21 protein-coding genes and 1 tRNA gene are annotated in these 22721 nt (G+C 70.8%); 3 read left to right on the forward strand and 19 right to left on the reverse strand.

The genetic code is table 11. The features are described 5' to 3' along the window. Window positions 1-24 precede the first annotated feature (24 nt). The 12 genes from hisIE to hisS form a co-directional block, all read right to left on the reverse strand. On the reverse strand, window positions 25-666 hold the full coding sequence (gene hisIE, locus JGR68_RS09345; RefSeq protein ID WP_199361715.1) for a bifunctional phosphoribosyl-AMP cyclohydrolase/phosphoribosyl-ATP diphosphatase HisIE: 642 nt from the start codon (window positions 664-666) through the stop codon (window positions 25-27). Then, window positions 659-1432: an imidazole glycerol phosphate synthase subunit HisF gene (gene hisF / locus JGR68_RS09350; protein WP_199361714.1), complete on the reverse strand. Its 774-nt coding sequence runs from the start codon at window positions 1430-1432 to the stop codon at window positions 659-661. The genes hisIE and hisF overlap by 8 nt, the downstream gene beginning before the upstream one ends. Further along, window positions 1426-2175 carry a 1-(5-phosphoribosyl)-5-[(5-phosphoribosylamino)methylideneamino]imidazole-4-carboxamide isomerase gene (gene hisA / locus JGR68_RS09355; protein WP_199361713.1) on the reverse strand — a complete coding sequence of 250 codons (750 nt, stop codon included), beginning with the start codon at window positions 2173-2175 and terminating at the stop codon, window positions 1426-1428. Before hisA ends, hisF begins: the two co-directional genes overlap by 7 nt. Beyond that, window positions 2172-2771, reverse strand: coding sequence for an imidazole glycerol phosphate synthase subunit HisH (gene hisH / locus JGR68_RS09360; RefSeq protein ID WP_199362233.1), 600 nt, complete (start codon window positions 2769-2771; stop codon window positions 2172-2174). Before hisH ends, hisA begins: the two co-directional genes overlap by 4 nt. Next, a complete protein-coding gene (gene hisB, locus JGR68_RS09365; RefSeq protein WP_199361712.1) occupies window positions 2768-3844 on the reverse strand; it encodes a bifunctional histidinol-phosphatase/imidazoleglycerol-phosphate dehydratase HisB in 1077 nt (358 codons plus the stop codon). Before hisB ends, hisH begins: the two co-directional genes overlap by 4 nt. Further along, a complete protein-coding gene (gene hisC, locus JGR68_RS09370; RefSeq protein WP_199361711.1) occupies window positions 3841-4920 on the reverse strand; it encodes a histidinol-phosphate transaminase in 1080 nt (359 codons plus the stop codon). The genes hisB and hisC overlap by 4 nt, the downstream gene beginning before the upstream one ends. After that, the gene (gene hisD, locus JGR68_RS09375; protein WP_199361710.1) at window positions 4908-6290 is read right to left on the reverse strand and encodes a histidinol dehydrogenase; all 1383 of its coding nucleotides are present in this window, start codon (window positions 6288-6290) and stop codon (window positions 4908-4910) included. The genes hisC and hisD overlap by 13 nt, the downstream gene beginning before the upstream one ends. Further along, window positions 6287-7201, reverse strand: a complete 915-nt coding sequence (gene hisG, locus JGR68_RS09380; protein WP_199361709.1) for an ATP phosphoribosyltransferase — start codon at window positions 7199-7201, stop codon at window positions 6287-6289. Before hisG ends, hisD begins: the two co-directional genes overlap by 4 nt. A 10-nt stretch (window positions 7202-7211) precedes the next feature. Next, window positions 7212-7538 (reverse strand): YerC/YecD family TrpR-related protein, encoded by a 327-nt coding sequence (locus JGR68_RS09385; RefSeq protein ID WP_199361708.1) that lies wholly within the window; start codon window positions 7536-7538, stop codon window positions 7212-7214. Between the two features lie 75 nt (window positions 7539-7613). Beyond that, window positions 7614-7988 carry a hypothetical protein gene (locus JGR68_RS09390; protein WP_199361707.1) on the reverse strand — a complete coding sequence of 125 codons (375 nt, stop codon included), beginning with the start codon at window positions 7986-7988 and terminating at the stop codon, window positions 7614-7616. Beyond that, entirely contained in the window at window positions 7985-9892 is a 1908-nt protein-coding gene (locus JGR68_RS09395; protein WP_199361706.1) for an aromatic amino acid lyase, read from the reverse strand. Before JGR68_RS09395 ends, JGR68_RS09390 begins: the two co-directional genes overlap by 4 nt. 32 nt (window positions 9893-9924) lie before the next feature. Next, on the reverse strand, window positions 9925-11298 hold the full coding sequence (hisS, locus tag JGR68_RS09400; RefSeq protein ID WP_199361705.1) for a histidine--tRNA ligase: 1374 nt from the start codon (window positions 11296-11298) through the stop codon (window positions 9925-9927). Between the two features lie 133 nt (window positions 11299-11431). Here hisS and JGR68_RS09405 point away from each other — a divergent pair. Next, window positions 11432-11508: transfer RNA gene (locus JGR68_RS09405), tRNA-Pro, on the forward strand. Window positions 11509-11581: 73 nt separating this feature from the next. Next, entirely contained in the window at window positions 11582-12892 is a 1311-nt protein-coding gene (locus tag JGR68_RS09410) for an MFS transporter (protein WP_199361704.1), read from the forward strand. Here the strand turns inward: JGR68_RS09410 and argH are convergent, their stop codons facing one another. The 7 genes from argH to JGR68_RS09445 all read right to left on the reverse strand — a co-directional run bounded on the left by argH (window position 12893) and on the right by JGR68_RS09445 (window position 21176). After that, window positions 12893-14194: an argininosuccinate lyase gene (gene argH, locus JGR68_RS09415; RefSeq protein ID WP_199361703.1), complete on the reverse strand. Its 1302-nt coding sequence runs from the start codon at window positions 14192-14194 to the stop codon at window positions 12893-12895. Between the two features lie 137 nt (window positions 14195-14331). Further along, a complete protein-coding gene (argC, locus tag JGR68_RS09420; protein WP_199361702.1) occupies window positions 14332-15300 on the reverse strand; it encodes an N-acetyl-gamma-glutamyl-phosphate reductase in 969 nt (322 codons plus the stop codon). Further along, window positions 15297-16628 carry an acetylglutamate kinase gene (locus JGR68_RS09425; protein ID WP_199361701.1) on the reverse strand — a complete coding sequence of 444 codons (1332 nt, stop codon included), beginning with the start codon at window positions 16626-16628 and terminating at the stop codon, window positions 15297-15299. The genes argC and JGR68_RS09425 overlap by 4 nt, the downstream gene beginning before the upstream one ends. A gap of 243 nt (window positions 16629-16871) precedes the next feature. Beyond that, complete coding sequence (locus tag JGR68_RS09430) at window positions 16872-17975, reverse strand: acetylornithine deacetylase (RefSeq protein ID WP_207750150.1); 1104 nt, start codon at window positions 17973-17975, stop codon at window positions 16872-16874. A 126-nt stretch (window positions 17976-18101) separates the two neighbouring features. Beyond that, on the reverse strand, window positions 18102-19310 hold the full coding sequence (locus JGR68_RS09435) for an argininosuccinate synthase (protein ID WP_199361700.1): 1209 nt from the start codon (window positions 19308-19310) through the stop codon (window positions 18102-18104). Window positions 19311-19421: 111 nt separating this feature from the next. Continuing rightward, a complete protein-coding gene (locus tag JGR68_RS09440) occupies window positions 19422-20438 on the reverse strand; it encodes an N-acetylornithine carbamoyltransferase (RefSeq protein ID WP_199361699.1) in 1017 nt (338 codons plus the stop codon). Window positions 20439-20693: 255 nt separating this feature from the next. Next, the gene (locus JGR68_RS09445; RefSeq protein WP_234446481.1) at window positions 20694-21176 is read right to left on the reverse strand and encodes a hypothetical protein; all 483 of its coding nucleotides are present in this window, start codon (window positions 21174-21176) and stop codon (window positions 20694-20696) included. 102 nt (window positions 21177-21278) lie between these two features. Here JGR68_RS09445 and cysS point away from each other — a divergent pair, with 102 nt between their 5' ends. Then, window positions 21279-22721 carry a cysteine--tRNA ligase gene (cysS, locus tag JGR68_RS09450; protein ID WP_199361698.1) on the forward strand — a complete coding sequence of 481 codons (1443 nt, stop codon included), beginning with the start codon at window positions 21279-21281 and terminating at the stop codon, window positions 22719-22721.

The following is a 22721-nucleotide window of genomic DNA, read 5'->3' on the forward strand; positions in this document are numbered from 1 at the left end:
GGCGCCGCGTCTGCCAAAGAACCGTCAGCTGTCGACCGTGGTGCTGCCGGAACGCCCTGCAAGCGTGCGCTCCAGGTCCGCCAGGCCCAGGCCGCGTGCGCGCAGCAGCACCAGCAGGTGATAGGTGAGGTCGGCGGCTTCGCCGAGCAGTGCCTCGTCGTCCTGGGCCACCGCGGCCAGCGCGGTCTCCACGCCTTCCTCGCCCACCTTCTGCGCGATGCGGCGCACCCCGCCTTCGAACAGGCGCGTCGTATAGCTGCCGGGAGGACGTTCCGCCTCGCGTCGCGCGAGCAGCGCATCCAGAGGCTCCAGCGCGGCGGCGGGCGCACCGGGAAAGCAGCTGGCGCGCTGCAGGTGGCAGGTCGGACCCTTGGGGCGCGCCAGCACCAGCAGCGCGTCGTCGTCGCAGTCGGCGCGGACCGAGACCAGGTCCAGCACGTGGCCCGAGGTCTCGCCCTTGGTCCACAGGCGGCCCTTGCTGCGGCTGAAGAAGGTCACCTGGCCACTGTCCAGCGTGGCGGCCAGCGCATCCCGGTCCATGTAGCCGAGCATCAGCACCCGCAGGCTGTCGGCGTCCTGCACCACCGCCGGCAACAGCCCGTCGCCCTTCGCCCACGCCAGCGCGTCGGGATCGAGCGTGGCCTCCTTTGGTCCCGACTCATGCATCACGCACCTCGATGCCCTGCGCGCGCAGGGTCGCCTTGAGCCCGCCGATCGCCAGCGCGCCGCTGTGGAAGACGCTGGCCGCGAGTGCGCCATCGACGTCCGCGCGCTCGAAGGCCTCGATGAAATGTTCCGCCGCCCCGGCGCCGCCCGAGGCGACCAGCGGTACTTCGCAGATCGCCCGCACCGCCGCCAGCTGCTCGATGTCATAGCCCCGCCGCACGCCGTCGCTGTCCATGCAGTTGAGGACGATCTCGCCGGCACCCAGGCGCTGCGCTTGCACCACCCAGTCCAGGGTGCGCAGCGCCAGCGCTCGCGTCCTGTCGGGGTCGCCGGTGTGGCTGCGCACCCGCCATTCGCCGTCGGGCTCGCGGATGGAGTCAATGCCGACCACCACGCACTGCACGCCAAACGCCTCGGCGAGTTCGCTCACAAGCGCCGGCCGTTCCAGCGCCGGCGTGTTGATCGAAATCTTGTCGGCACCGGCGTGCAGCACCGCGCGCGCCGTGGCCACGTCGCGGATGCCACCGGCCACGCAGAACGGAATATCCAGCAGTGCCGACACCTGCTCCACCCAGCGGTAGTCGACCGAGCGCCCCTCAGGGCTCGCGCCGATGTCGTAGAACACCAGTTCGTCGGCGCCCTCGTCGCGATAGCGCGCGGCCAGCGTGGCGATATCGCCCATGTCGACGTGGTCGCGGAAGCGCACGCCCTTGACCACGCGGCCGTCGCGCACGTCCAGGCAGGGAATGATGCGCCGGCTCAGCATGTCGCGGCCTGCAGCGCTTCGCGCAGGCTGAAGCGTCGTTCCAGCAGGGCGCGACCGAGGACGATGCCGGCGCAGCCGGCGTCGCGCGCACGGGTCACGTCGGCGACGCCGGAGACGCCGCCCGAGGCCTGCAGGGACAACGCGGGCGCCGTGCTTCGCAGATGGTCGTACAGCGCCAGGTTCGGTCCGGTGAGCATCCCGTCGCGGGCGATATCGGTGCTCAACAGGTGGCGCAGGCCAACGTCCGCATAGCGCACGGCCAGGGCAGCGAGGGATTCCTCGCCGGTCTCGGTCCAGCCGTGGACAGGTAGCCGCCAGATGCCGGCCGTGTCGAGCCGTGCGTCGAGCGCCACGGTGATCCGGTCCGCGCCGAAGGCTCGGATCCAGGCCAGCACGCTGTCCGGCTCGCGCACCGCAAGCGAACCGATCACCACCCGCGCGGCACCGGCCTCGAGCAGCTGCACCACATCGTCGCGCCCGCGCACGCCGCCGCCGGTCTGCACCTTCAGCCGACCATCGCCGGCCAGCGCGCGCAGCAGCGGAAGCAGCGTGTAGCCACCAGCGCGGGCCGCGTCCAGGTCGACCAGGTGCAGCCACTGCGCGCCCTGGTCGGCATAGTCGAGGGCGAGTGCCAGTGGATCGTCGCCATAGTGCGTTTCGCGGGCGTAGTCGCCCTGTGCCAGCCGCACCACGCGGCCTTCGCGCACGTCGATGGCGGGATAGAGGGTGAATCCGTCGCTCATGGCGTCGCCTCGATGAAATTGCGCAGCAGCCGCGCTCCCACGCGCGCCGAGCGCTCGGGATGGAACTGCGCGCCGGCGACGTTGCCGCGCTCCACCACCGCCGCAAAGCGGGTGCCGTGCTCACAGGCCAGCACGCAGTCGTCACCCGCCGGCGCGGCGTAGCTGTGCACGAAGTAGGCGAAGTCGCCGTCGGCAATGCCGCGGGTGAGCGGCGATTCGCCCAGCGGCCGCAGCCGGTTCCAGCCCATGTGCGGCACGCGCACGCCGGGCGACGGCGGCAGCCGCCGCACGCGACCGGGCAGCAGGCCCAGGCAGGGCGTATCACCCTCTTCGGAATGCTGGAACAGCAGCTGCATGCCCACGCAGATGCCGAGCAGCGGCGCCTGCAGGCTGCGGAGCGTCTCGACCAGGTCGAGCTCGCGCAGCCGCCGCATCACCTCGGCCGCGGTGCTCACGCCGGGCAGGATCACGCGGTCGGCGGCGCGGATCGTGACCGCGTCCGTGGCCAGCTGCGGCTCCACGCCCAGCCGGTGCAGCGCCTGCCGCACCGAGCCGAGGTTCGCACCGCCGGCATCGACCAGCACCAGACGCATCAGAGCGCGCCCTTGGTGCTCGGCAGCTCCACGCCTTCGCGCCGGATCGCGTGGCGCAGTGCGCGCGCCAACGCCTTGAACGCCGCCTCGATCTTGTGGTGGTCGTTGTCGCCGCGCACCGAGAGGTGCAGGTTGAGCCCGGCCGCATCGCACAGCGAACGGAAGAAGTGCGACACCAGCTCGGTCGGCAGGTCGCCGACGCGCTCGCGGCGGAAGTCGCCCTCGAACACCAGCCACGGGCGCCCGCTGAAGTCGAGCGCGGCGCTGGCCAGGGTCTCGTCCATCGGCAGGGTGAAGCCGTAGCGGCCGATGCCGCGCTTGTCACCCAGGGCCTCGCGCAGCGCCTGGCCCAGCGCGAGCGCGGTGTCCTCGACCGTGTGGTGCTCGTCGATGTGCAGGTCGCCCGTGGTCTCGACTTCCAGTGCGAAGCCGCCGTGCTTGCCGATCTGCTCCAGCATGTGGTCGAAGAACGGCAGGCCGGTGGACACCTTCGGCTCGGCCACGCGGTCGAGGTCGATCGCGATGCGGACCCGGGTCTCCTTCGTATTGCGCTGCACATCGGACCGGCGCGGCGCATCGGCCAGCTCGTGCGCGATGCTGGCCCAGTCCCACTCGCCGCCGAACTGCGGGCTGCGCAGCTTGAAGCCGCGGATGCCCATGTTGGCGGCGAACTCCAGGTCGGTATCGCGGTCGCCGACCATGGCCGAGCGCGCAAGGTCGATGCCGCGGTCGCGCAGGTAGTGCAGCGCCAGGCCGATGCCGGGCTTGCGCGTGGGCAGCTTCTCTTCCGGCCAGCTGCAGTCGACCAGCACTTCGCGGAAGGCGATGCCCTGGCTTTCGAACACCTGCATCATCAGCGCCTGCGGACCGTCGAAGTCCGCCTGCGGATACTGCGCGCTCCCCAGCCCGTCCTGGTTGCTGACGATCACGAACGCATAGCCCGCATCGCGCAGCTTCAGCAGCGCCGGAATCACGCCGGGTACGAAGCGCAGCTTGTGGTAGGCGTCGATCTGGAAGTCGTCCGGCTCCTCGATCAGGGTGCCGTCGCGGTCGACGAACAGGATCGGGGTGCTCATGCCAGTGTTCCCTTGGAAAGTGCCCGCAGCACCCGGTCGTTCTGCGCCGGGGTGCCGATGGTGATGCGCAGCGCGTCGCCCAGCTGCGGCGCTGCTCGCTGGTCGCGGACGACGATGCCTGCGGCAAGCAGCTGCGCGAACGCGCGCGAGGCGTCGGCAAAGCGGACCAGCAGGAAGTTGCCCTCGGACGGATACACCCGCAGCACGCCGGGCACGTCGGCCAGCGCCGTCCGCATCCGCTCGCGCTCGCTGCGCACCTCGGCCACGCGTCCCGCAGTGCGGGCGAGCGCCTCCGGGGACAGCGCGGCCAGCGCCAGCGCCGCGCAGGGTGCGGGCACCGGGTACGGCGCCTGGCAGCGCCGCAGCGCCGCGACCAGCGCCGGATCGGCTGCGAGCACGCCGATGCGCGCACCTGCCAGTGCGTGGGCCTTGGACAGCGTGCGCAGCACGCCGAGGTTGTCGTGTTCGCCCAGCAATCCGATGGCCGAATGCTGCGAGGAGAACTCGCCATAGGCCTCGTCCACCACCAGCAGCGCCCTGCCCTGCAGCCTGCGCGCCAGCGCGGCGATGTCGTCCAGCGCGATCGCGTTCCCCGTTGGATTTCCGGGTGAACACAGGAACACCAGTCGCGCGCATCGGGCCAGTGCAATCTCCGCCAGCGCATGCAGGTCCGGCGCGAAGCTCTCCACGCCGTCGATCAGCGGCACCTCGATCAGCGGCGCGCCCTGCAGCCGCGCGCTCACCGCATACATGCCGAACACCGGCGGCGACACCACCACCGCATCCCGGCCCGGCACGCACAGCGTGCGCACCAGCAGGTCGATGGCTTCGTCGCTGCCGCGCCCGATCAGCAGCTGCCCGGGCACGCAACCGTACAGCCGTGCCAGCGCTTCAGCGAGCTCCGGTGGTTGCGGCTCGGGATAGCGCCTGCAGCCGTCGCCCGGGTCGCCCGCGCTGGGCCAAGCGGACTCGTTGGCGTTGAGCCAGACCTCGCCCTGGAGCTTTTCGCTGCGCGCGGACCCGTAGCCGGTGAAGCCGCGCAGGTCCTCCCTGATCAGATCGATCACCGCACCCATGCAGGCGCCTCCATTCGTAGCCGCACTGCGTTGGCATGCGCTTCGAGGCCCTCGGCTTCGGCCAGGGTCACCGCCCAGGGGCCGATGCCGGCGATGCCCTCGCGGGTCGCCGCCTGCACGCTGATCGCGTTCTGGAAGCTGCCCACGCTCACTCCGCTCCAGGCACGCGCGGCGCCGTTGGTTGGCAGCACGTGGTTGGTGCCGCTGCAGTAATCGCCCAGCGCCTCGGGCGTGTGGTCGCCGAGGAAGACCGAGCCGGCCGCCTCGACCCTGGGCAGCCAGGCACGCGGCTCGCGCAGCGCGAGGATCAGGTGTTCGGGCGCGTAAGCGTTGCTGATCGCGAATGCTTCATCCAGCGTCTCGACCTCGACCAGGCGCGACTGCGACAGCGCCTGCGCGGCGATGGCCGCGCGCGGCAGTCGTGCCAGCTGCGCGGCCAGTTCGCGCTCGACGGCATCGAGCAGCGGCGCACTGTCGGCCAGCAGCACCACCTGCGAATCCGGACCGTGTTCGGCCTGCGACAGCAGGTCCGCGGCGACAAAGGCGGCATTGGCGCCGGCATCCGCGATCACCAGCACCTCGGACGGCCCGGCCGGCATGTCGATGGCCACCGCGCCCGTCTGCGCCAGCTGCTGCTTGGCCTCGGTCACCCAGGCATTGCCCGGGCCGAACAGCTTGTCGCACTTCGGCACGCTGCCGGCACCCAGCGCCATGGCCGCGATCGCCTGCGCGCCGCCAAGCTTAAATACCCGCTGCACGCCGGTCATGCGTGCGGCCACCAGCACGGCAGGATCGGCGCTGCCGTCGCGGCGCGGCGGCGTGCACAGCGTCACCTGCGGACAGCCGGCCAGGCGCGCCGGCACGCCCAGCATCAGCGCCGTGGACGGCAGCGGCGCGCTGCCGGCGGGCACATACAGGCCGACCCGGCCGATGGGCCGCAGGATGCGTTCGCAGACGACACCTGACGCGGTTTCAACCGCGTAGGGCTGCGCCATGCCGGCGCGGTGGAACGCTTCGATCCGCCCGGCGGCCTCGGCCATGGCTGTGCGCAGCGCCTGGGGCACTGCCGCTTCCGCGGCGGCGAACTCGGTGGCGTCCACTTCCAGTGTTCCAGGTGCGACGCCATCCAGCCTCAGCGTGAGATCGCGCAGCGCCGCATCGCCGCCGGCGCGGACTTCGTCGATCAGTGCGGCCACGGTGTCGCGGACCGTGCCGGCCACCGCCTGCACCGGGCGCGCGAGTGCGTGCGCGCGTGCATCCACATCGAGTCCGGACCAGCGCAGGCGCTTGACCGGAGCATGGTTGCTCGTGGCCGCGGCGCGGCTGTTCGTGGCCGTAGCGCTGCTGGCCGTGTTTTCAGCGACGCTCATGCCAGCGTCCTCTCGACCGGCAGCACCATCAGACTGCGCGCGCCGGCCTGGCGCAGATCCTCGAGCCGCTGCCAGGTCATCGCCCCGTGGCACAGCGCCTGCAGCGCCAAGGAGTCCTCGCCATCGACCTGCAGCAGGGTCGGCCGCTCCGCGTCGGGCAGCAGCTTGAGCAGCGCATCCACCTGGCCGCGATCGGCCTGGAACATCAACAGCCTGCTGTCCTTGATCCGCAGCGCGCCGTCCATGCGTCGCAGCAGCTGCTGCAGCAGGCCCGCGCGCACGTCGACAAGCGGCTGCACCGGCCCGGCCAGCACCGACTCGCTCTGCAGCAGGGTCAGCACCGGCTTGAGCTGGTTGGCCGCCAGCGTGGCGCCGCTGGAGACCAGGTCGCAGATGACGTCGGCCTGGCCCAGGCGCGGCGCGATCTCCACCGAGCCCGACAGGAACACCACGTCGGCGGCGATGCCCTGCGCGTCCAGCCACTGGCGCAGCAGCTGCGGATAGCTGGTGGCGATGCGCCTGCCTGCGAGATCAGCGGGGCCCTGCCAGTCCCAGTCGTCCGGCACCGCAATGTCGAGGCGGCAGCCGCCGAAGCCCAGCGCCCGGATCTCCTGCGCCACCTGCGGCCTGCCGGACAGCGCACGCTCCGCGGACTGCTCGGCCAGCACATTGCGGCCGACGATGCCCAGGTCGCAGACGCCATCGGCGAGCAGACCGGGGATGTCGTCGTCGCGCACCAGCAGCAGGTCGATCGGTGCGGATTCGCCGTAGCAGAACAGGCGGTCGCGGCTTTCGCGCCACTCCAGGCCACAGGACTTCAGCAGGGCGCGGGACGGCTCGCCAAGGCGGCCGCTTTTCTGGATGGCGATGCGCAGGCGCTCGCGCGCCGCGATGGGGGCGGGGGGACTCATGCGGGGGCGCTCAATTCGAAGGGACGAGACGGGGGAACTGCTTGCGTACCGCCGCCGCGTAACCGCCGGCGCCATGCTCGATGGTGCGGGCGACGCGACCGACCGTGGTGACGCTGACGCCGGTGCGCTCGTGGATCTCGCGGTACGGAACCTTCTCCAGCAGCAGTGGCACCACCCGCCAGCGGTCGGCCATGGCCTCGAGCTCGGCCGGCGTGCACAGGTCGCGAAGGAAGGCGGTGATCTCGGCCGGCTGGTCGAGCGCTGCCAGCGCCTTGGCCAGGGCGCGGAGCGAGGCATCGGCCTCGCGCTTGGATGGGGATTCGGGGCGCTGCTTCATCGCGCCAATGTAATAGCGCGCTAGTACATTGTCAACGCGGTCGTTCCGCCCCGTGATGGGGCGCGTTCACTTGAATCAGTTCCCTTGGCGCGTACCCGTGCTGCCGCGGTGCGTCGCCATCCACCCCAGGGCCACGCCCGTGAGGGCACCCAGCACTTCCATCAGCACGCGCACACCCAGCCCATCCGGGTCGTGGATCTTCGACAGCGCGATACGCGCATAGACCGGGGATTCGAGCTTCACCACGCCGAGGTAGAACAGGTTCCAGAGATCGATCCCGGCGCCGATCGCCACCGCGCCCAGGCAGGCCCAGCCGACAGAATGACCCGGGTTCCAAGCCAATCGCGCGGAGAGCGCGTGGAACACGAGGAACAGCAGGAAGCCGATCGCCAGCGCGATCAGGCCGGCTTCCAGTGCTCCCGGCCAGCCCAGGTGCAGCGGCAGGTTCATCCGCCTTCGCCCGCCTCGGCCCTGCGTGCCGCTTGCAGCAGGCTGCCGTCGACCACCAGGCGCACCGCTTCGGCCACCTCGCCGTCGAGCGCGCGGTCGCGGTCGAGGAAACCGATCCGCTCGCGCAGCGCGGCATGCGCGGCGGCAACCGCCACGCCCGGGTGGTAGGGCTCGGACGCAGCAAGCTCGGCGCGCAGCGCACCCACTTCCTCCACGAACTGCGCGTGGTCGCGATGCCCGGCCATGGGCGCGCCATGCACCTTGGCGGCAAAACCTGCGGCGTCACCGCTGCGCGCCAGGTCGCGCGCGGCGTTGATCATGTCGCGACGGAAATCCAGCGCCTGCGCCGCGGTGTACAGCTCCAGCGCCAGCACCTTGCCGAGATCCGCCGTCATCGACAGCACGTGGCGGGCCTCGTTCGCGCCCATGGACACGTGGTCTTCCGCGTTCGCGCTGGTCGGCACCGAGTACACGCTGGCCGGATGCGCACGGGTGGCGAGGTCGTTGACGATCGCGGCGGCGGTGTACTGCACGATCATGTGGCCGGATTCGGTGCCGTCCTCGTTGCCGATCAGGAAGGCCGGCAGGCCGTCGCTGGTTGCCGGATCCACGAGCTTGTTGAGCCTGCGCTCGGAGATCGATGCCAGCACGGGGATCGCCGCCTTCACGTAGCTCAGCGCCAGCGCCAGCGGCATGCCGTGGAAGTGGCCGGCGGAGATCACCTGCTCCTCGACGTGCGCGGCCTGCCTGTCGGGGAAGACCAGCGGGTTGTCGGTGACCGCGTTGAGTTCGATATCGAACACCCGGTGCGCCTGCTCCACCGCGTCGCGCACCGCGCCGTGCACCTGCGGGATGCAGCGCAGCGAATAGCTGTCCTGCGGCTGGTGCTTCTTGCCGCCGCGGAAGGGCTTGAAGCGCAGGTAGAACTTCTCGCGGCCGTGGCGCTGGCTGGCCGGCACCCAGTCCCAGCCGATGTCGAAGCTCAGCGCCTGTGCCTCCGGCGTCTGCCAGCTGTCGGGCAGCCACTGCCGGAAGCGCGGCACCAGGTGGTAGGGGATGTCGGCGAGCGTGGAGCCTTCCAGCAGCGCGCGCAGGCGCGCGGCCACTTCCACCTGCCCGGGATGCGGGCGCAGCGCGTGCACTTCTTCGGCGAAGGCACCGAGGCGGCCGGCGAAGGCATCGATGGTCATCGCCGCGGCCAGGTCGGCGGTTTCCAGCAGGCGGTCCAGGCGATCCAGCGCCAACACGCCCATGGCCAGCATCTGCGCCGTGCCGTTGTTGAGCGCCAGGCCTTCCTTGTACGAGAGCGTCACCGGCTCGAGGCCGACACGGCGCAGCGCATCCGCACCCGGCATGCGCTCGCCTTCGACGAAGGCCTCGCCACCGCCCAGCAGCACGATCGCCAGGTGCGACAGCGGCGCCAGGTCACCCGAGGCGCCCACCGAGCCCAGCTCCGGAACCACCGGCACCACGCCGGCGTTGAGCATCGCCGTCAGCGCCTGCAGGGTCTGCACGCGGATGCCCGAGTGTCCCTTGAGCAGGGTGTTGATGCGGATGCACAGCATCGCCCGCACCACTTCGGGGCTCATCGGCTCGCCCACGCACACCGCGTGGGTGACGACCAGGTTCTGCTGCAGCTCGGCGTGCAGCGAGCGTCCCGAAGGCTTTGCGCCGGGCAGTTCGTCACGCAGCGGATGCGCGCCCAGCAGTTTGTCGGCATTGCTGCCGAAGCCGGTCGACACGCCATAGATCGGCTCCTCGCGGCGCACCTGTTCGGCGAGGAATGCCGCGGCGCGCTCGACCGCCTGCAGCGCCACCGGATCGAGTTCGACCGAGGCGCCGTTGGCGATCATCACCAGCTGCGAGCGCGTGAGGGACCTGCCGTCGAGACGGATGTGCTTCATGTCGGTTGCCTTTCCTGTCCGGGGGCGCGCCGTCAGGCGCCGTGTGCGCGCAGCTGCTCGAGCTCCACCCGCAGGGTGCTGCCCAATTCGTCCTCGGCGACCTCGAACTGCTCGCCGCGGCGCAGGTCCTTGACCGCCACCACGCCGCGGGCGGCCTCGTCCCCGCCGCGGATCACCACGAAGCGGATGCCCGCCCGGTCGGCGTACTGCAGCTGCTTGGCCAGCTTGCGCGGCTCCATCTGCGTTTCCACGTTCAGGCCCGCGGCGCGCAGGCGCTGCGACAGGGCCAGCGCGTGGTCGAGGCCCTCGTCGTCGAGCAGCACGACCAGCGTGTCCACGGTGCTCTCGGCGGTCCCCACCAGGCCGGCCTCGCGCAGCTGCCAGAACAGGCGCGTCAGGCCGATGGAAATGCCGACGCCGGGAAGCTTCGACTTCGTGTAGTGGCTGGCGAGGTCGTCATAGCGACCACCGGAGCAGATGGAACCGATCTCCGGGTGCGCGTCCAGCGTGGTCTCGTAGACCATGCCGGTGTAGTAGTCCAGGCCGCGCGCGATCGAGAGGTTGATGGCGTAGCGCGACCCGGGCACGCCCATGGCATTGAGCATTCCGAGCAGCGCACGCAGCTCGTCGCGGCCTTCTTCGAACAGCGGCGTGCCGGCGCCAAGTGCGTCGAGCTTCGCCAGCGCGTCGTCGTGCCCGGAAGAGCGCACGCGCGAGAACTCCAGCAGCCGGTCCGCAACTTCAGGGGCAAGGCCGAAGGCCTCACCCACCAGCGTCGCGCGCACCGCCTCTTCCCCGCGCTTGTCGAGCTTGTCGATCTCGCGCAGCACCAGCGGCTGCGCCTCGTCGCTGATCCCCTGGCCGGCAAAGAAGCCACGCAGCAGCTTGCGATGGTTGAGCTGGATCGTGAACTCGCCGATGCCCAGGGCCTCGAACACCGCGTTGATCACCGCCGGCACCTCGGCCTCGAAGCGCGGCGACAGCGTGTCCTTGCCGATCACGTCGATGTCGCACTGGTAGAACTCGCGGAAGCGGCCGCGCTGGGCGCGCTCGCCGCGGTAGACGCGCTGCATCTGGTAGCGGCGGAACGGGAACGCGAGATCGTGCTCGTGCTCGGCCACGTAGCGCGCCAGCGGCACGGTCAGGTCGAAGCGCAGCGCCATTTCAGGCCGTCCCGGGTCGCCCTTCTCGAGCGCGCCCGTGGACTGCACGAAATAGACCTGTCGCTCGGTCTCGCCCCCGGTCTTGGTCAGCAGCACGTCGGAGAGTTCGAACACCGGCGTTTCCACCGGCAGGAAGCCATAGGCCTCGAAGGTGCGGCGGATGGTGTCGAGCATGCGCTGGAAGGCGACCTGCTCGCGCGGAAGCAGCTCGAGGACGCCCGGGGGCGTGCGGGGCTTGATCAAGGCGGATCTCCGGTGCGGGGCGAGGCCGCGGTGGGCCCGACATTCTAGCGGCTGCACGCGGCGCGGCCCGGGTGCCGGCACGGGGTGCTTGCCTCCCCCCGCCCCCGGTCATTACAATGTGCAGCTCACCTGTCGGGGTGTAGCTCAGCCTGGTAGAGCGCTACGTTCGGGACGTAGAAGTCGCAGGTTCAAATCCTGTCTCCCCGACCATCGGTGAACACGCAGAAACCGGCCGCAGGGCCGGTTTTTTGCTTTTCGCGCCCGCGGGCGCCAGGACACCACGATGCCGGCCTTCCCCACCCCTGCCGGCGGACCGCGCGTCCCCGGCCGGCTGCTCGCCCTGGCCGGGATCGCGCTGGCCGCCTTCAACCTGCGCACGGCGGTCACCTCGATCACGCCGCTGCTCGACGTCGTCGGCCGCGAGTTCGGCTTCGGCGCCGCCATGGCGGGCGTGATCGGCATGCTGCCGGCCGCCGCATTCGCCGCGTTCGGTGCGGCCACGCCGGCGATCGCCCGCCGCCTCGGGCTCGAGCGCACCGTCCTGCTGGCAATGGCGCTGGCCGCCGCCGGCCTGGTGCTGCGCTCGCTGGCGGGCGGGGTCGGCGTGCTGATCGCCGGCTCGCTGGTGTCGCTGGCTGGCATGGGCATCGGCAACGTGGTCCTGCCGCCGCTGGTGAAGCGCTGGTTCCCGCACCGGGTCGGCACCCTGAGCGTGGTCTACATCACCGCGCTGCAGGCCGGCACGATCCTGGCGGCGCTGCTGGCGGTGCCCCTGGCCGACGCCTTTGGCTGGCGCCTGTCGATGGCGGCGTGGACGCTGGCCGCGATCGCGGCGGCCCTGCCCTGGGTCCTGCTGCTGCGGCGCGTCCCCGGGGCCGGTTCCGGGACGGGCCACGACCGGGGTCGCGACGCGGGCGCAGCCGGCATCCCGGCGGCGGGCGCCACCGACCTGGCGTCCACGCCGGGCACCCGCAACCGCGTCTGGCACACCGGACTCGGCTGGGGCATGGCGCTGATGTTCGGCATGACCTCGCTGGCGACCTACGCGATGTTCACCTGGATGCCGCGGATCTTCACCGAGGCCGGCGCCTCGCCTGCATTCGGCGGCGCGATGGTGGCGCTGTACACCGGCTTCAGCCTGCTCGGCGGCCTGGTGGTCCCGGCGCTGGCCGTGCGCATGCGCAACAGCTTCCCGATGGCGCTGGCGTGCGCGCTGGCCCAGTTCGCCGGCTTCTACGGGCTGTGGCAGGCGCCGATGGCCGCGCCTTGGCTGTGGGCGACCCTGGTCGGCATCGGCGGCTGCACCTTTCCGCTAGGCCTGACGTTGATCAACCTGCGCACGCGCACGCCGGATGGCTCGGCGGCCCTGTCGGGCTTCACCCAGGGACTGGGCTACACGCTGGCGTGCCTGGGGCCGCTGCTGTTCGGCATCCTCAGGGAGGCGACCGGCGGATTCGCCTGGCCCTTCGCGATGCTCGCGGCCAGCGTGGTGGTGATGCTGGGCGGCGCATGGCAGGCCTGCCGGCCGCGCGTGCTCGAGGATGGCCCGGGCCGCGGGACAACCCGGGACGAGGCCGCGGCCCGGCAGCCGTGATCAGGCCGCGCTGATCCCGAAGGCCGCCAGCCGCCGAGCCAGCAGGTCGAGTCCCGGCGCGCCCGACGCGCCCGGCGACACGCGTGCCGCGAGGCTCGCGGCAGGATCGCCCTCGGCCCAGCGCGCCGGGTCGGCGGCCTGTCGATAGGCCTCACGGAAGGGCAGGCCGTCGCGCGCCATGTCGACTGCAAGGTCGGTCGCATACATCGACGGTTCCAGCGCCGCGCGCATCCGGTCCACGTCCCAGTCGAGGTTGCGCAGCAGGTCGGGCAGCAGGGACAGGGCCTGCAGGCCCTTGCCGAAGCCGTGGAACAGCGCGCCCTTCGAGACCTGCAGGTCGCGGTGGTAGCCGGAGGGCAGCGACAGCAGCTGCTCGATCTCGCAGCGCGCCGCGGCGACGCTGGCATAGGACGCGCGCATCAGCTCGATGACGTCGGGATTGCGCTTGTTGGGCATGATCGAGCTGCCGGTGGTGTACTGCGCGGGCAGCCTGACGAAGCCGTATTCGCCCGAGGTGAACAGGCTGAGGTCCCAGGCCAGGCGCCGCAGGTCGAGCATCGCGCTGGACAACGCCTCGATCGCGGCCATCTCGAACTTGCCGCGCGACAGCTGGGCATAGGTCGCGGCCACCTGCATGCGGCCGAAGCCGAGCGCGGCCGTGGTGTGCTCGCGCTCCAGCGGCAGGTTGACGCCGTAGCCGGCCGCGCTGCCCAGCGGGTTGGCGTCGACCCAGGCCAGGGTGTCGTCCGCGCGCCGGGCGTTGTCGATGAAGGCCTCCGCCCAGGCCGCCCACCACATCCCGAGCGAGCTCACCACCGCGCGCTGCAGGTGCGTGTAGCCCGGCAGCGGAACGTCGGCTTCGGCCCGTGCACGCTCCAGCGCGATGCCGGCGATCTCCAGGCACAGCGCGCGGGTGCGCGCCAGCTTCTCCTTCAGCCACAGCCGCGTGGCGACCAGCACCTGGTCGTTGCGGCTGCGGCCGGTGTGGATGCGGCGCCCGGCGTCGCCGAGGCGTTCGGTCAGCCGCGCCTCGATCGCCGAGTGGCCGTCCTCGTAGCGCCCGTCGAGGATGAAGCTGCCGCTGCGGAAGTCGTCGGCCAACCGCTCGAGCTCGCGCCCGATGCCCGCCAGTTCGTCCGCGGACAGGATGCCGATGCGCTCGAGGCCTTCGGCGTGCGCGCGGCTGGCGCGGATGTCGTGCAGGAAGAAGTCGCGGTCCAGCACCACGTCGTCGCCGGCGAGGAAGGCCTGGATGTCGGCGTCGACGGTGACGCCGGGCTTCTGCCAGAGGAGGTCGGACATGTCGGTCTCCGGGATGGGTTGTGTGTGATGGCCGGCGGTCGCAGCTCCTGTAGGAGCGGCTACAGCCGCGATCCGATGTGCCAGAAACCGCGATCAGATGTGGCGGAGCATCGCGGCGATCGCGGCTGTAGCCGCTCCTACAGGGTGGGTGCGGGCGGCCAGTCCAGGGGGATGCCCTCGACCTCCGGCCGGCCGAACGCAAGGTTGAGGTTCTGCAGGGCCTGTGTCGCGGCCCCCTTGAGCAGGTTGTCGAGCGTGGCGACGACGACCAGGCGGCGGCCGTCCGCCGACACCGTGAACCCGCCGATCTCCACTCCGTGCCGGCCGGCGATGTGGCTCACCCACGGCGCGTCGGTGCACACCCTGATCAGCGGCTCGCCCTCGTAGCGCGCGCGATAGGCGGCTTCCACGGCCTCGGCCGCGACCGGCTCGTGCAGATGCAGGTTCGCGGTCAGGGTGATGCCGCGGAAATGCGGCGCCACGTGCGGCATGAACTCCACCTCCGTGCCGAGGTGGCGGGTGACCTCGCGTTCGTGCAGGTGGTCGACCAGCGCATAGGGCATGAGGTTGTCGCGCAGCTTGTCGGGATCGTTGCGCTCCGACGGCGTGGTGCCGGCGCCCGAGTAGCCGGACACGCCGAAACACTGCACCGGGCCGTCCACCAGGTCGAGCATCGGCGCCACCGCCAGCTGCATGGCGCTGGCGTAGCAGCCGGGATTGGCGATGCGCCGCTGGCCGGCGTAGCCGTCGCGCGTGAGTTCGGGCAGCCCGTAGTACCACTCGTCGTCGAAGCGGTGGTCGGCGGACAGGTCGACGATCACCGGATCGCCGCCGCCGGACGCCAGCGCATCGACGTAGGCCCTGGCGCGGCCATTGGGCATCGCCAGCACCCAGGCGTCCAGGCCGGCCGACGCCAGCGCGTCGGGCGCGAGGTTCGAATAGCGCAGCTCGCCGCCGTATTCCGGCACGTGGGCGCCGACGCGCTGTCCATCGAGTTCGCGCGAGGACACCGCGGCGAGCTCGAAGCCCGGATGCGCGGCCAGCAGCCGGATCAGCTCGGCGCCGGTGTGTCCGCGCGCGCCGATGATGCCGATCGATGCGGTCACGCCGCGTCCTCCTTTTCGACCAGGGTCGGCGGACGGTCGGCACAGTGCTCCACCGCGCGTTCGATCGCGCGGAAGCCGTCCATGCCGTACCAGAACACCTTCCACGGCCCCTGCTTCAGGCAGCCTTCGCTCTCGGCGTAATAGAACGCGTTGGCGGCATTGCCGCTGCGCGAGCGCCAGAACAGCGTCGGCGTCTCCTCGCGCATCACCTGCCACACCGCGCGCCCCAGGCCCTCGCCCTGGGCGTCGTCGAGCACGGCGAACTTGTCGAGGTAGGGCACGCCGTCGACCTCGGTCAGGATCACCGCGGTGCGGTAGTTCTCGCTGACGTAGGCGCGCAGCAGCGGCGTGCGTTCGAAGTAGTCGGGCAGCAGGGTGCGGCCGAACGCGGACTCGACCAGCATGCGCAGCCGCGGCAGGTCGAGCGCATCCCATGAACCGGCGCGCATCACCCGCTCGCCGCGCCGCACCAGGGTGCCCGAGCCCTTGTGCGTGAACAGCTCGCGCGCCAGCTGGTCGGGCCGGGTGATCGACACCGAGGACGACGGCGGCAGCGCCATCAGCAGGTTGTGCACCTGCTCGATCTTCAGGCGCATGCCCGAGTGCAGCCAGGGCTGGCGCAGGAGCTCTTCGTACTCGGTGCTGAGGTTGATCGAGTCGATCACCTGGCCGTCGGGGCCGAGCAGGCCGCCGGTTCCGGTGAGGAAGACGATCTTGTAGGGCTGCAGCGTCTTGATCAGCTCGTTGGCGGCCCAGTCGGCGTTGACGTTGACGATCTGGCCGTCGGCGGTCTCCCCCAGCGACGTGATGACCGGGATCGAGCCGGCCTTGATCGCCGCGCCGATGCCGTCGGTATCCACGCGCATCACCTGCCCCACCAGGCCGTAGCGCTCGCGGTCGAGGAAGGCGCACTCGAAGACACCCGACTGGATCGAGGTGGCGCGGACGTCCTGAACCTGCAGTGCTTCGACCAGGCGCAGGTTCTGCTGCCGCATCACCCGGCGCACGATGGCCAGGCCGGCGGCGTCGGTATGGCGCAGGTTGTCCACGGTGCGCTTGGTAATGCCCGCGGCCTGCATCGCCTCGTCGAGCTGCGGTCCGGCACCGTGCACCACGATCGGCGTCAGGCCCACCTGCTGCAGGAAGGCCAGCGAGGACGTCAGCGCGTCGAGGTCGTCGCGCAGCACCGCGCCCCCGACCTTGACCACGGCGAAGCGCCGGGCGTCGACCTGCGAGAACCGCTTCAGGTACTGGCTGATCTCCTTCGCGCTGCCCATGCTCGAAAGCAGGCGGACGATGGTCTGGCGGGTCTGGACGTGTGTGTGCATGTGTATCGCTTCGTAGGTGGGGCTGTGGGGGTTTTTGCCACGGATTGACGCGGATAAGGGCGGATTCACACGGATGGAGCAGAAGCCCTTCTGTGAAAAGTCCTGCCTTCTGTAGGAGCGGCTATAGCCGCGATTGCCGCCTGCCGATCGCGGCTATAGCCGCTCCTACATGTGAGGGACCCCATCCATGCGCTGCTCTTGAACGACCTCCGCTCTATCCGTGTGAATCCGCCCTTATCCGCGTCAATCCTTGGCAAACGTTTTTGCTCCAATCACCCGCCCCACCGCCTCGCCATAGGTGCGGAGCTGCTCCAGCGCGACCCATTCGTCGGCGGTATGGGCCTGGGCGATGTGGCCGGGGCCGTAGACGATGGCGTCGAGGCCGGCGGCCGAGAACAGCGAGGCTTCGGTCCAGAAGTCGACCGCGTTGCCGATCGGCAGGCCCAGGCCTTCGGCAAGATCGCGCGCGGCCAGGCGGCGCTCCTCGGCCGCGGCGGTGTCGCCGGCGGGCAGCGCGGGGCCGTGGAAGGTCGCGGCGTAGTCGCTGCCATCCGGGGCCAGCGCGGCGAAGCGGGCGTGCAGCTGGTCGACATCGTGCGACGGCAGCGGCCGGAAGCCGAAGCGCACCTCGGCCGCGGGCGCGATCACGTTGGCCTTGATGCCGCCCTCCACCCGCCCGATGTTGAAGCGCAGGCCCGTGAGCCCACCGAAGCGCTGGTGCGCCTCGGCCTCGGCCAGGTCCAGCGCGTCCACACCCCAGCGCATCGCCTTGTGCACCGCGCTCACCGAAAGCGCTTGCGCGCCGGACGCGTGGCCCGCCTCGCCGTGGAAGCGCAGCTGCACGGCGGCGATGCCGCGGTGGGCGAGCACCGCCTCGCAGCCGGTCGGCTCGGCCACCACCACCTGGCGAAAGCCGTGGGCGGAGGCGAGGAAGGCGGCCATGCAGCGCGGATCGTTGGCTTCCTCGTCGCTGGTGAACAGGAAGGCGGCGTCGCCTTCCACGGCCTGCGCCGCGGCGATGAGCGCGGCCGCGGCACCCTTGATGTCGCAGGCCCCCAGGCCGACCGCGCGGTCGCCTTCGACGCGCAGCACATGCGGGTCGGCGGTCCACGCCGGCGAGTCGGGCACGGTGTCGAGGTGCACGTTGAACAGCAGCGTGGGCGTGCCGCGACGCGCGAACAGCGACACCGCGCCTGCGCCGTGGTCGGTGACGGTCACCTCGAAATCCGGCAGCTGGGCGCGGATGTAGTCGAAGATCCCGCCGGTGCCGATGGCGCGCGGAGGATTGCGGGTGTCGAAGGACACCAGCGCCGCGAGGTGGCGAAGTATTGGCTCAATCACGTCCAAGCCGCCCTGTAGGAGCGGCTACAGCCGCGATCGGCACTCTGCAATTGCGGCTATAGCCGCTCCTACAGAATCCCTGGCTGTCCGCTGCGGATTCGCGGCGCGGGTGCACATGGCTGCCGGCGTGGCTCACGACCGGTTGACCTCGGCCCACAGGGTGCTGCTCATTCCGAACAGCTTGATGAAACCCTCGGCCTCTTCCACGCCCCAGTCGGCGGACTGGGCGTAGGTGGCGCCGCTGGCATTGAGGATGTGCGGCGAGCGCACCGCGACCGCGTCGACGCGACCACCGCGCGTCTCGAGCATCACCTCGCCGTTGACCATGCGCTGCGACGAGGCCAGGAAGGCCTCGAGGTCGGTCTTCAGCGGGTCGTGGTAGAAGCCCTCGTACACCAGCTCGACCCACTTGCGGCCGACGTCGGGCTTGAAGCGGTTCTGCTGCTTGCTCAGCACCGCCTCTTCCAGCGCGCGGTGGGCCACAAGCAGCGCGGCCAGTCCCGGCGCCTCGTACACGATGCGGCCCTTCAGGCCGATGGTGGTGTCGCCGGTGTAGATGCCACGGCCGACGCCGTACTGCGCGAACATGGTGTTGAGCCTGGCCAGCAGCTTCGGTCCGGGCACGTCCTCGCCGTCCAGGCCCACCGCCTCGCCGTTGACGAAGCGCACCGAGACCTGCAGCGGCTCCACGGGCCACGCGCCGCGTGGCGCGCACCAGCCGCGTGCGCCCTCGCCCGGCGCTTCCCAGAGATCGATCTCGCCGCCGGACATGGTGATGCCCAGCAGGTTCTCGTTGATGGTGTAGCTCTTCTGCTTGGACTGCACGCCGAAGCCACGCTGCTCGAGGTAGGCCTGCTCGTAGGCGCGGGTCTGGGTGTGTTCCTTCTGGATCTCGCGGATCGGCGCCACGATGCGGTAGTCGCCGCTGGCCTTCACCGCCAGGTCGAAGCGCACCTGGTCGTTGCCCATGCCGGTGCAGCCGTGCGCGATCGCGGTGGTGCCGAGGTCGTTCGCGCGCGCGAGTGCGGCGTCGACGATCAGGTAACGGTCGGACACCAGCAGCGGGTACTGGCCCTGGTAGGCCTCGCCGGCGTGGATGAAGGGCTTGACGAAGCCGTCCCAGATCGCGGGACCGCCGTCGATGGTGACGTGGCTGGCGACGCCAAGCTCGGCCGCGCGCGCCTCGATCGCCGCACGCTCCGCCGCGTCCACGCCGCCGGTATCGGCGAACACGGTGTGCACGTTCCAGCCGCGCTCCTTCAGCCACGGCACGCAGAAGCTGGTGTCGAGGCCGCCGGAAAAGGCGAGGACGATGTCTTTGGATTCGGAGGCAGCGGTCATATCGGGTCTCTGTGGGGGAGAACTGTAGGAGCGGCTACAGCCGCGATCGTTGTCGCCGGATCGCGGCTGTAGCCGCTCCTACAGGAAAGGGTTGTGACGTATCGGCAGGCTTCAGCGCCCGGCCAGCGCCTTCATCACCGCCTTCTGCACGTGCAGGCGGTTGCCGGCTTCCTGCACGGCGATGCAGCGCGGCGAATCCATCACCGCGTCGGTGGCCTTGACGTTGCGGCGCAGCGGCAGGCAGTGGCTGAAGACGCCGCCATTGGTCAGCGCCATCTTGGCCTCGTCGACAATGAAGTGCTTGAACCCCTCGCGGATCGGCTTCTCGGGGCCCCAGTTGCCGAAGTACGGCAGCGCGCCCCAGCTCTTGGCATAGACCACGTCGGCACCGGCATACGCGTCCTCGATGTCGTGGCTGACCGCCAGCGAGCCACCACTTTCGGCGACGTTGGCCTTCGCCCAGCCCATGTAGCGCTCGTCGAGCACGTACTCGGGGGTCGGGCACAGCAGGGTCACGTCCATGCCCATGCGGGTGGCGATGGTCAGCGCGGAATTGGCGACCGCGGTGTTGAGCGGCTTCGGATGGTAGGTCCAGGTCAACACGTACTTCTTGCCGCGCAGGTCGCTGGTGCCGAAGTGCTCCTGCAGCGCCAGCGCGTGCGCCAGCTCCTGGCAGGGATGGGTGATGGTCTCCATGTTGATCACCGGCACGGTGGCGTACTTCGCGAAGCCCGCCAGCACCCGGTCCTCCCGGTCCACTGACCAGTCGACGAACTTCGGAAACGCGCGCACGCCGATCAGGTCGACGTACTGGCTGAGCACCCGTGCCACTTCGGCGATGTGCTCCTCAGCCTCGCCGTCCATCACCGTGCCCAGCTCGAACTCGATCGGCCAGGCGTCCTTGCCCGGCTGCAGCACCACCGCGTGCGCGCCGAGCTGGAACGCGCCCAGCTCGAAGCTGGTGCGGGTGCGCATGGAGGGATTGAAGAACACCAGGGCGATCGACTTGCCCTTCAGCGCGTCGCCGGTGGGCGCGCGCTTCAGGCGCGCGGCCTCGGCGAGCACGGCGTCGAGCTGGGCGCGGGTCCAGTCCTGGGTATTGAGGAAGTGCTGCGGGGCGGTGGTCATGGCGGAGTCCATGGAATCGAAAACGAAAAAACCCGGCTTGGGCCGGGCTTCAAAGACGGAAAAACAGGCGTTGTCCGGTCCTAACCCAGGGAAATGTGGGCTTCCGGTCGGCGCGCGCGCGAGGTCATGCCCGCCGCCATGTAGGCGGAGGTCAGCAGACCATGGACGGAGGCGCAGGCGTGTTGCATCGCGGCAATCTTCCCACGCGGCGCGCGGACCCGCAAGCACGGCCCCCGTCCGTCCATTCCGGCCCGCTCAGTCCTGGGCACCGCTCGGCACCACCGGCGTCACCGCCACCTTGACCCGGAGGCGGTTGCCGGGATCGGCAGGCAGGCGCGAGCGGTACTTCACGCCGCGCACCACGTAATCGACGTCATAGGCGATCGGCCGCCGGAACTCGCGCTCCACCGGCACCATCCTGCAGTCCGCGTCGCCCTCGTCCGTGCCGGGCTCGCGGCGGCTCGGCGTCAGCACGTCGCGCCCCGCGCCCACCACGCGCGAGAGGCCGCGCCGCTCCTCGCCCTCGTCGGGCGACACCATGCTCGACTGCTCGCAGCGCTCGACCATGCCGGTGGCCCGCAGGGTCTGGTACACCGGCTCGGCGCGCAGCACCTGCGCGTACTCGTAGCGCACGTTCTCGGCCTGGATCACCGTGTGCTGGGCCCACGCAGGCGCCGCCGCCAGCAGCGGGGCCATGAGCAGCGGCAGCCACCGCTTTGCGGGCAGGAAGGAGTGCATGTCGATGCCGCAGTGTAGGCGGTGGCCGCCGCAGCGGGCTGAATCGTGGCTGTCACGGTCCCCCGCCGGTAGAATCGACGGCCTGCCCAGCGGCCCCAAGGCATGACCCTGAGACTCTTCAACAGCCTCACCCGCCGGGTGGAGGACTTCCAGCCCCGTGATCCCGCGCGCACGACGATGTATGTCTGTGGCCCCACGGTCTACAACTACGTGCACATCGGCAACGCGCGCGGCCCGGTGGTGTTCGACGTGCTGGCCGGCCTGCTGCGGCGCCGGTTCGGCACGCTGGCCTACGCCCGCAACATCACCGACGTGGACGACAAGATCAACGCCGCCGCGGCCGAACAGGGCGTGCCGATCTCGACGATCACCGACCGCTTCGCCGCCGCCTACCGCGAGGACATGGCCGCGCTCGGCGTGGCCCCGCCGGACATCGAGCCCGAGGCCACCGGCCACATCGCCGAGATCATCGCGATGATCGAGCGGCTCATCGACGCCGGCAACGCCTACGCCGCCGAGGGCCATGTGCTGTTCTCGGTCGCGAGCTTCGACGGCTACGGCAAACTGTCGCGCCGCGAGCTGGAGGACATGCTGGCCGGCGCGCGGGTCGACGTGGCGCCGTACAAGCGCGATCCGGGCGACTTCGTGCTGTGGAAGCCGTCCAGCGGCGACCTGCCCGGCTGGGATTCGCCCTGGGGCCGCGGCCGCCCGGGCTGGCACATCGAGTGCTCGGCGATGGCGGCCGCGCACCTCGGCGAGACCATCGACATCCACGCCGGCGGCGTCGACCTGCAGTTCCCGCACCACGAGAACGAGATCGCGCAGAGCGAATGCGCCCATGGCGGTGCGCCCTTCGCGCGCTTCTGGCTGCACAACGGCATGCTCAACTTCGGCGGCGCGAAGATGTCGAAGTCGCTGGGCAACATCGAGAAGGTCCACGACCTGGTGCGCCAGCATCCGCCCGAGGCGCTGCGCCATGCGCTGATGTCGGCCCATTACCGCCAGCCGCTGGACTGGTCCGACGCGCTGGTCGAACAGAGCGTGCGCACCCTGGACCGGCTGTACGGCACGCTGCGCGATGCCGACGCGCTGCTGGCACGACACGAGGCCGCCGAGGGCGGAAATGCCCTGGCCGCGGACGTCGCGATCCCGGACGCGATCGAAGCCGCCCTGTGCGACGACCTCAACACGCCGCAGGCGCTGGCCGAGCTCGCGGCGATCGCCGGCAGCGCGCGCGTGCTGCGCAATGCGCTGGCCAACGGCGAAGCGTCCGGCGACGGCCCGCTGCTTGCGCTGGCAACGCTGGCAGCCAGCCTTCGCGCGGGCGGCCGCGTCCTCGGGCTGCTGCAGCAGTCGCCGGCCGCCTGGTTCGGCCGCGGCGCCTCCGGCGACGACGACGCCCGGATCCAGATCCTGGTCGACGAGCGCGCGGCCGCCAAGCAGGCGCGCGACTTCGCCCGCGCCGACGCGATCCGCGCCCAGCTGGCCGCGGAGGGGATCCTCCTCGAAGACACGCCCCAGGGCGCGCGCTGGAAGCGGGGCTGA

This window comes from Luteimonas sp. MC1750 (genome assembly GCF_016615955.1).
Taxonomy (GTDB): Bacteria; Pseudomonadota; Gammaproteobacteria; order Xanthomonadales; family Xanthomonadaceae; genus Luteimonas.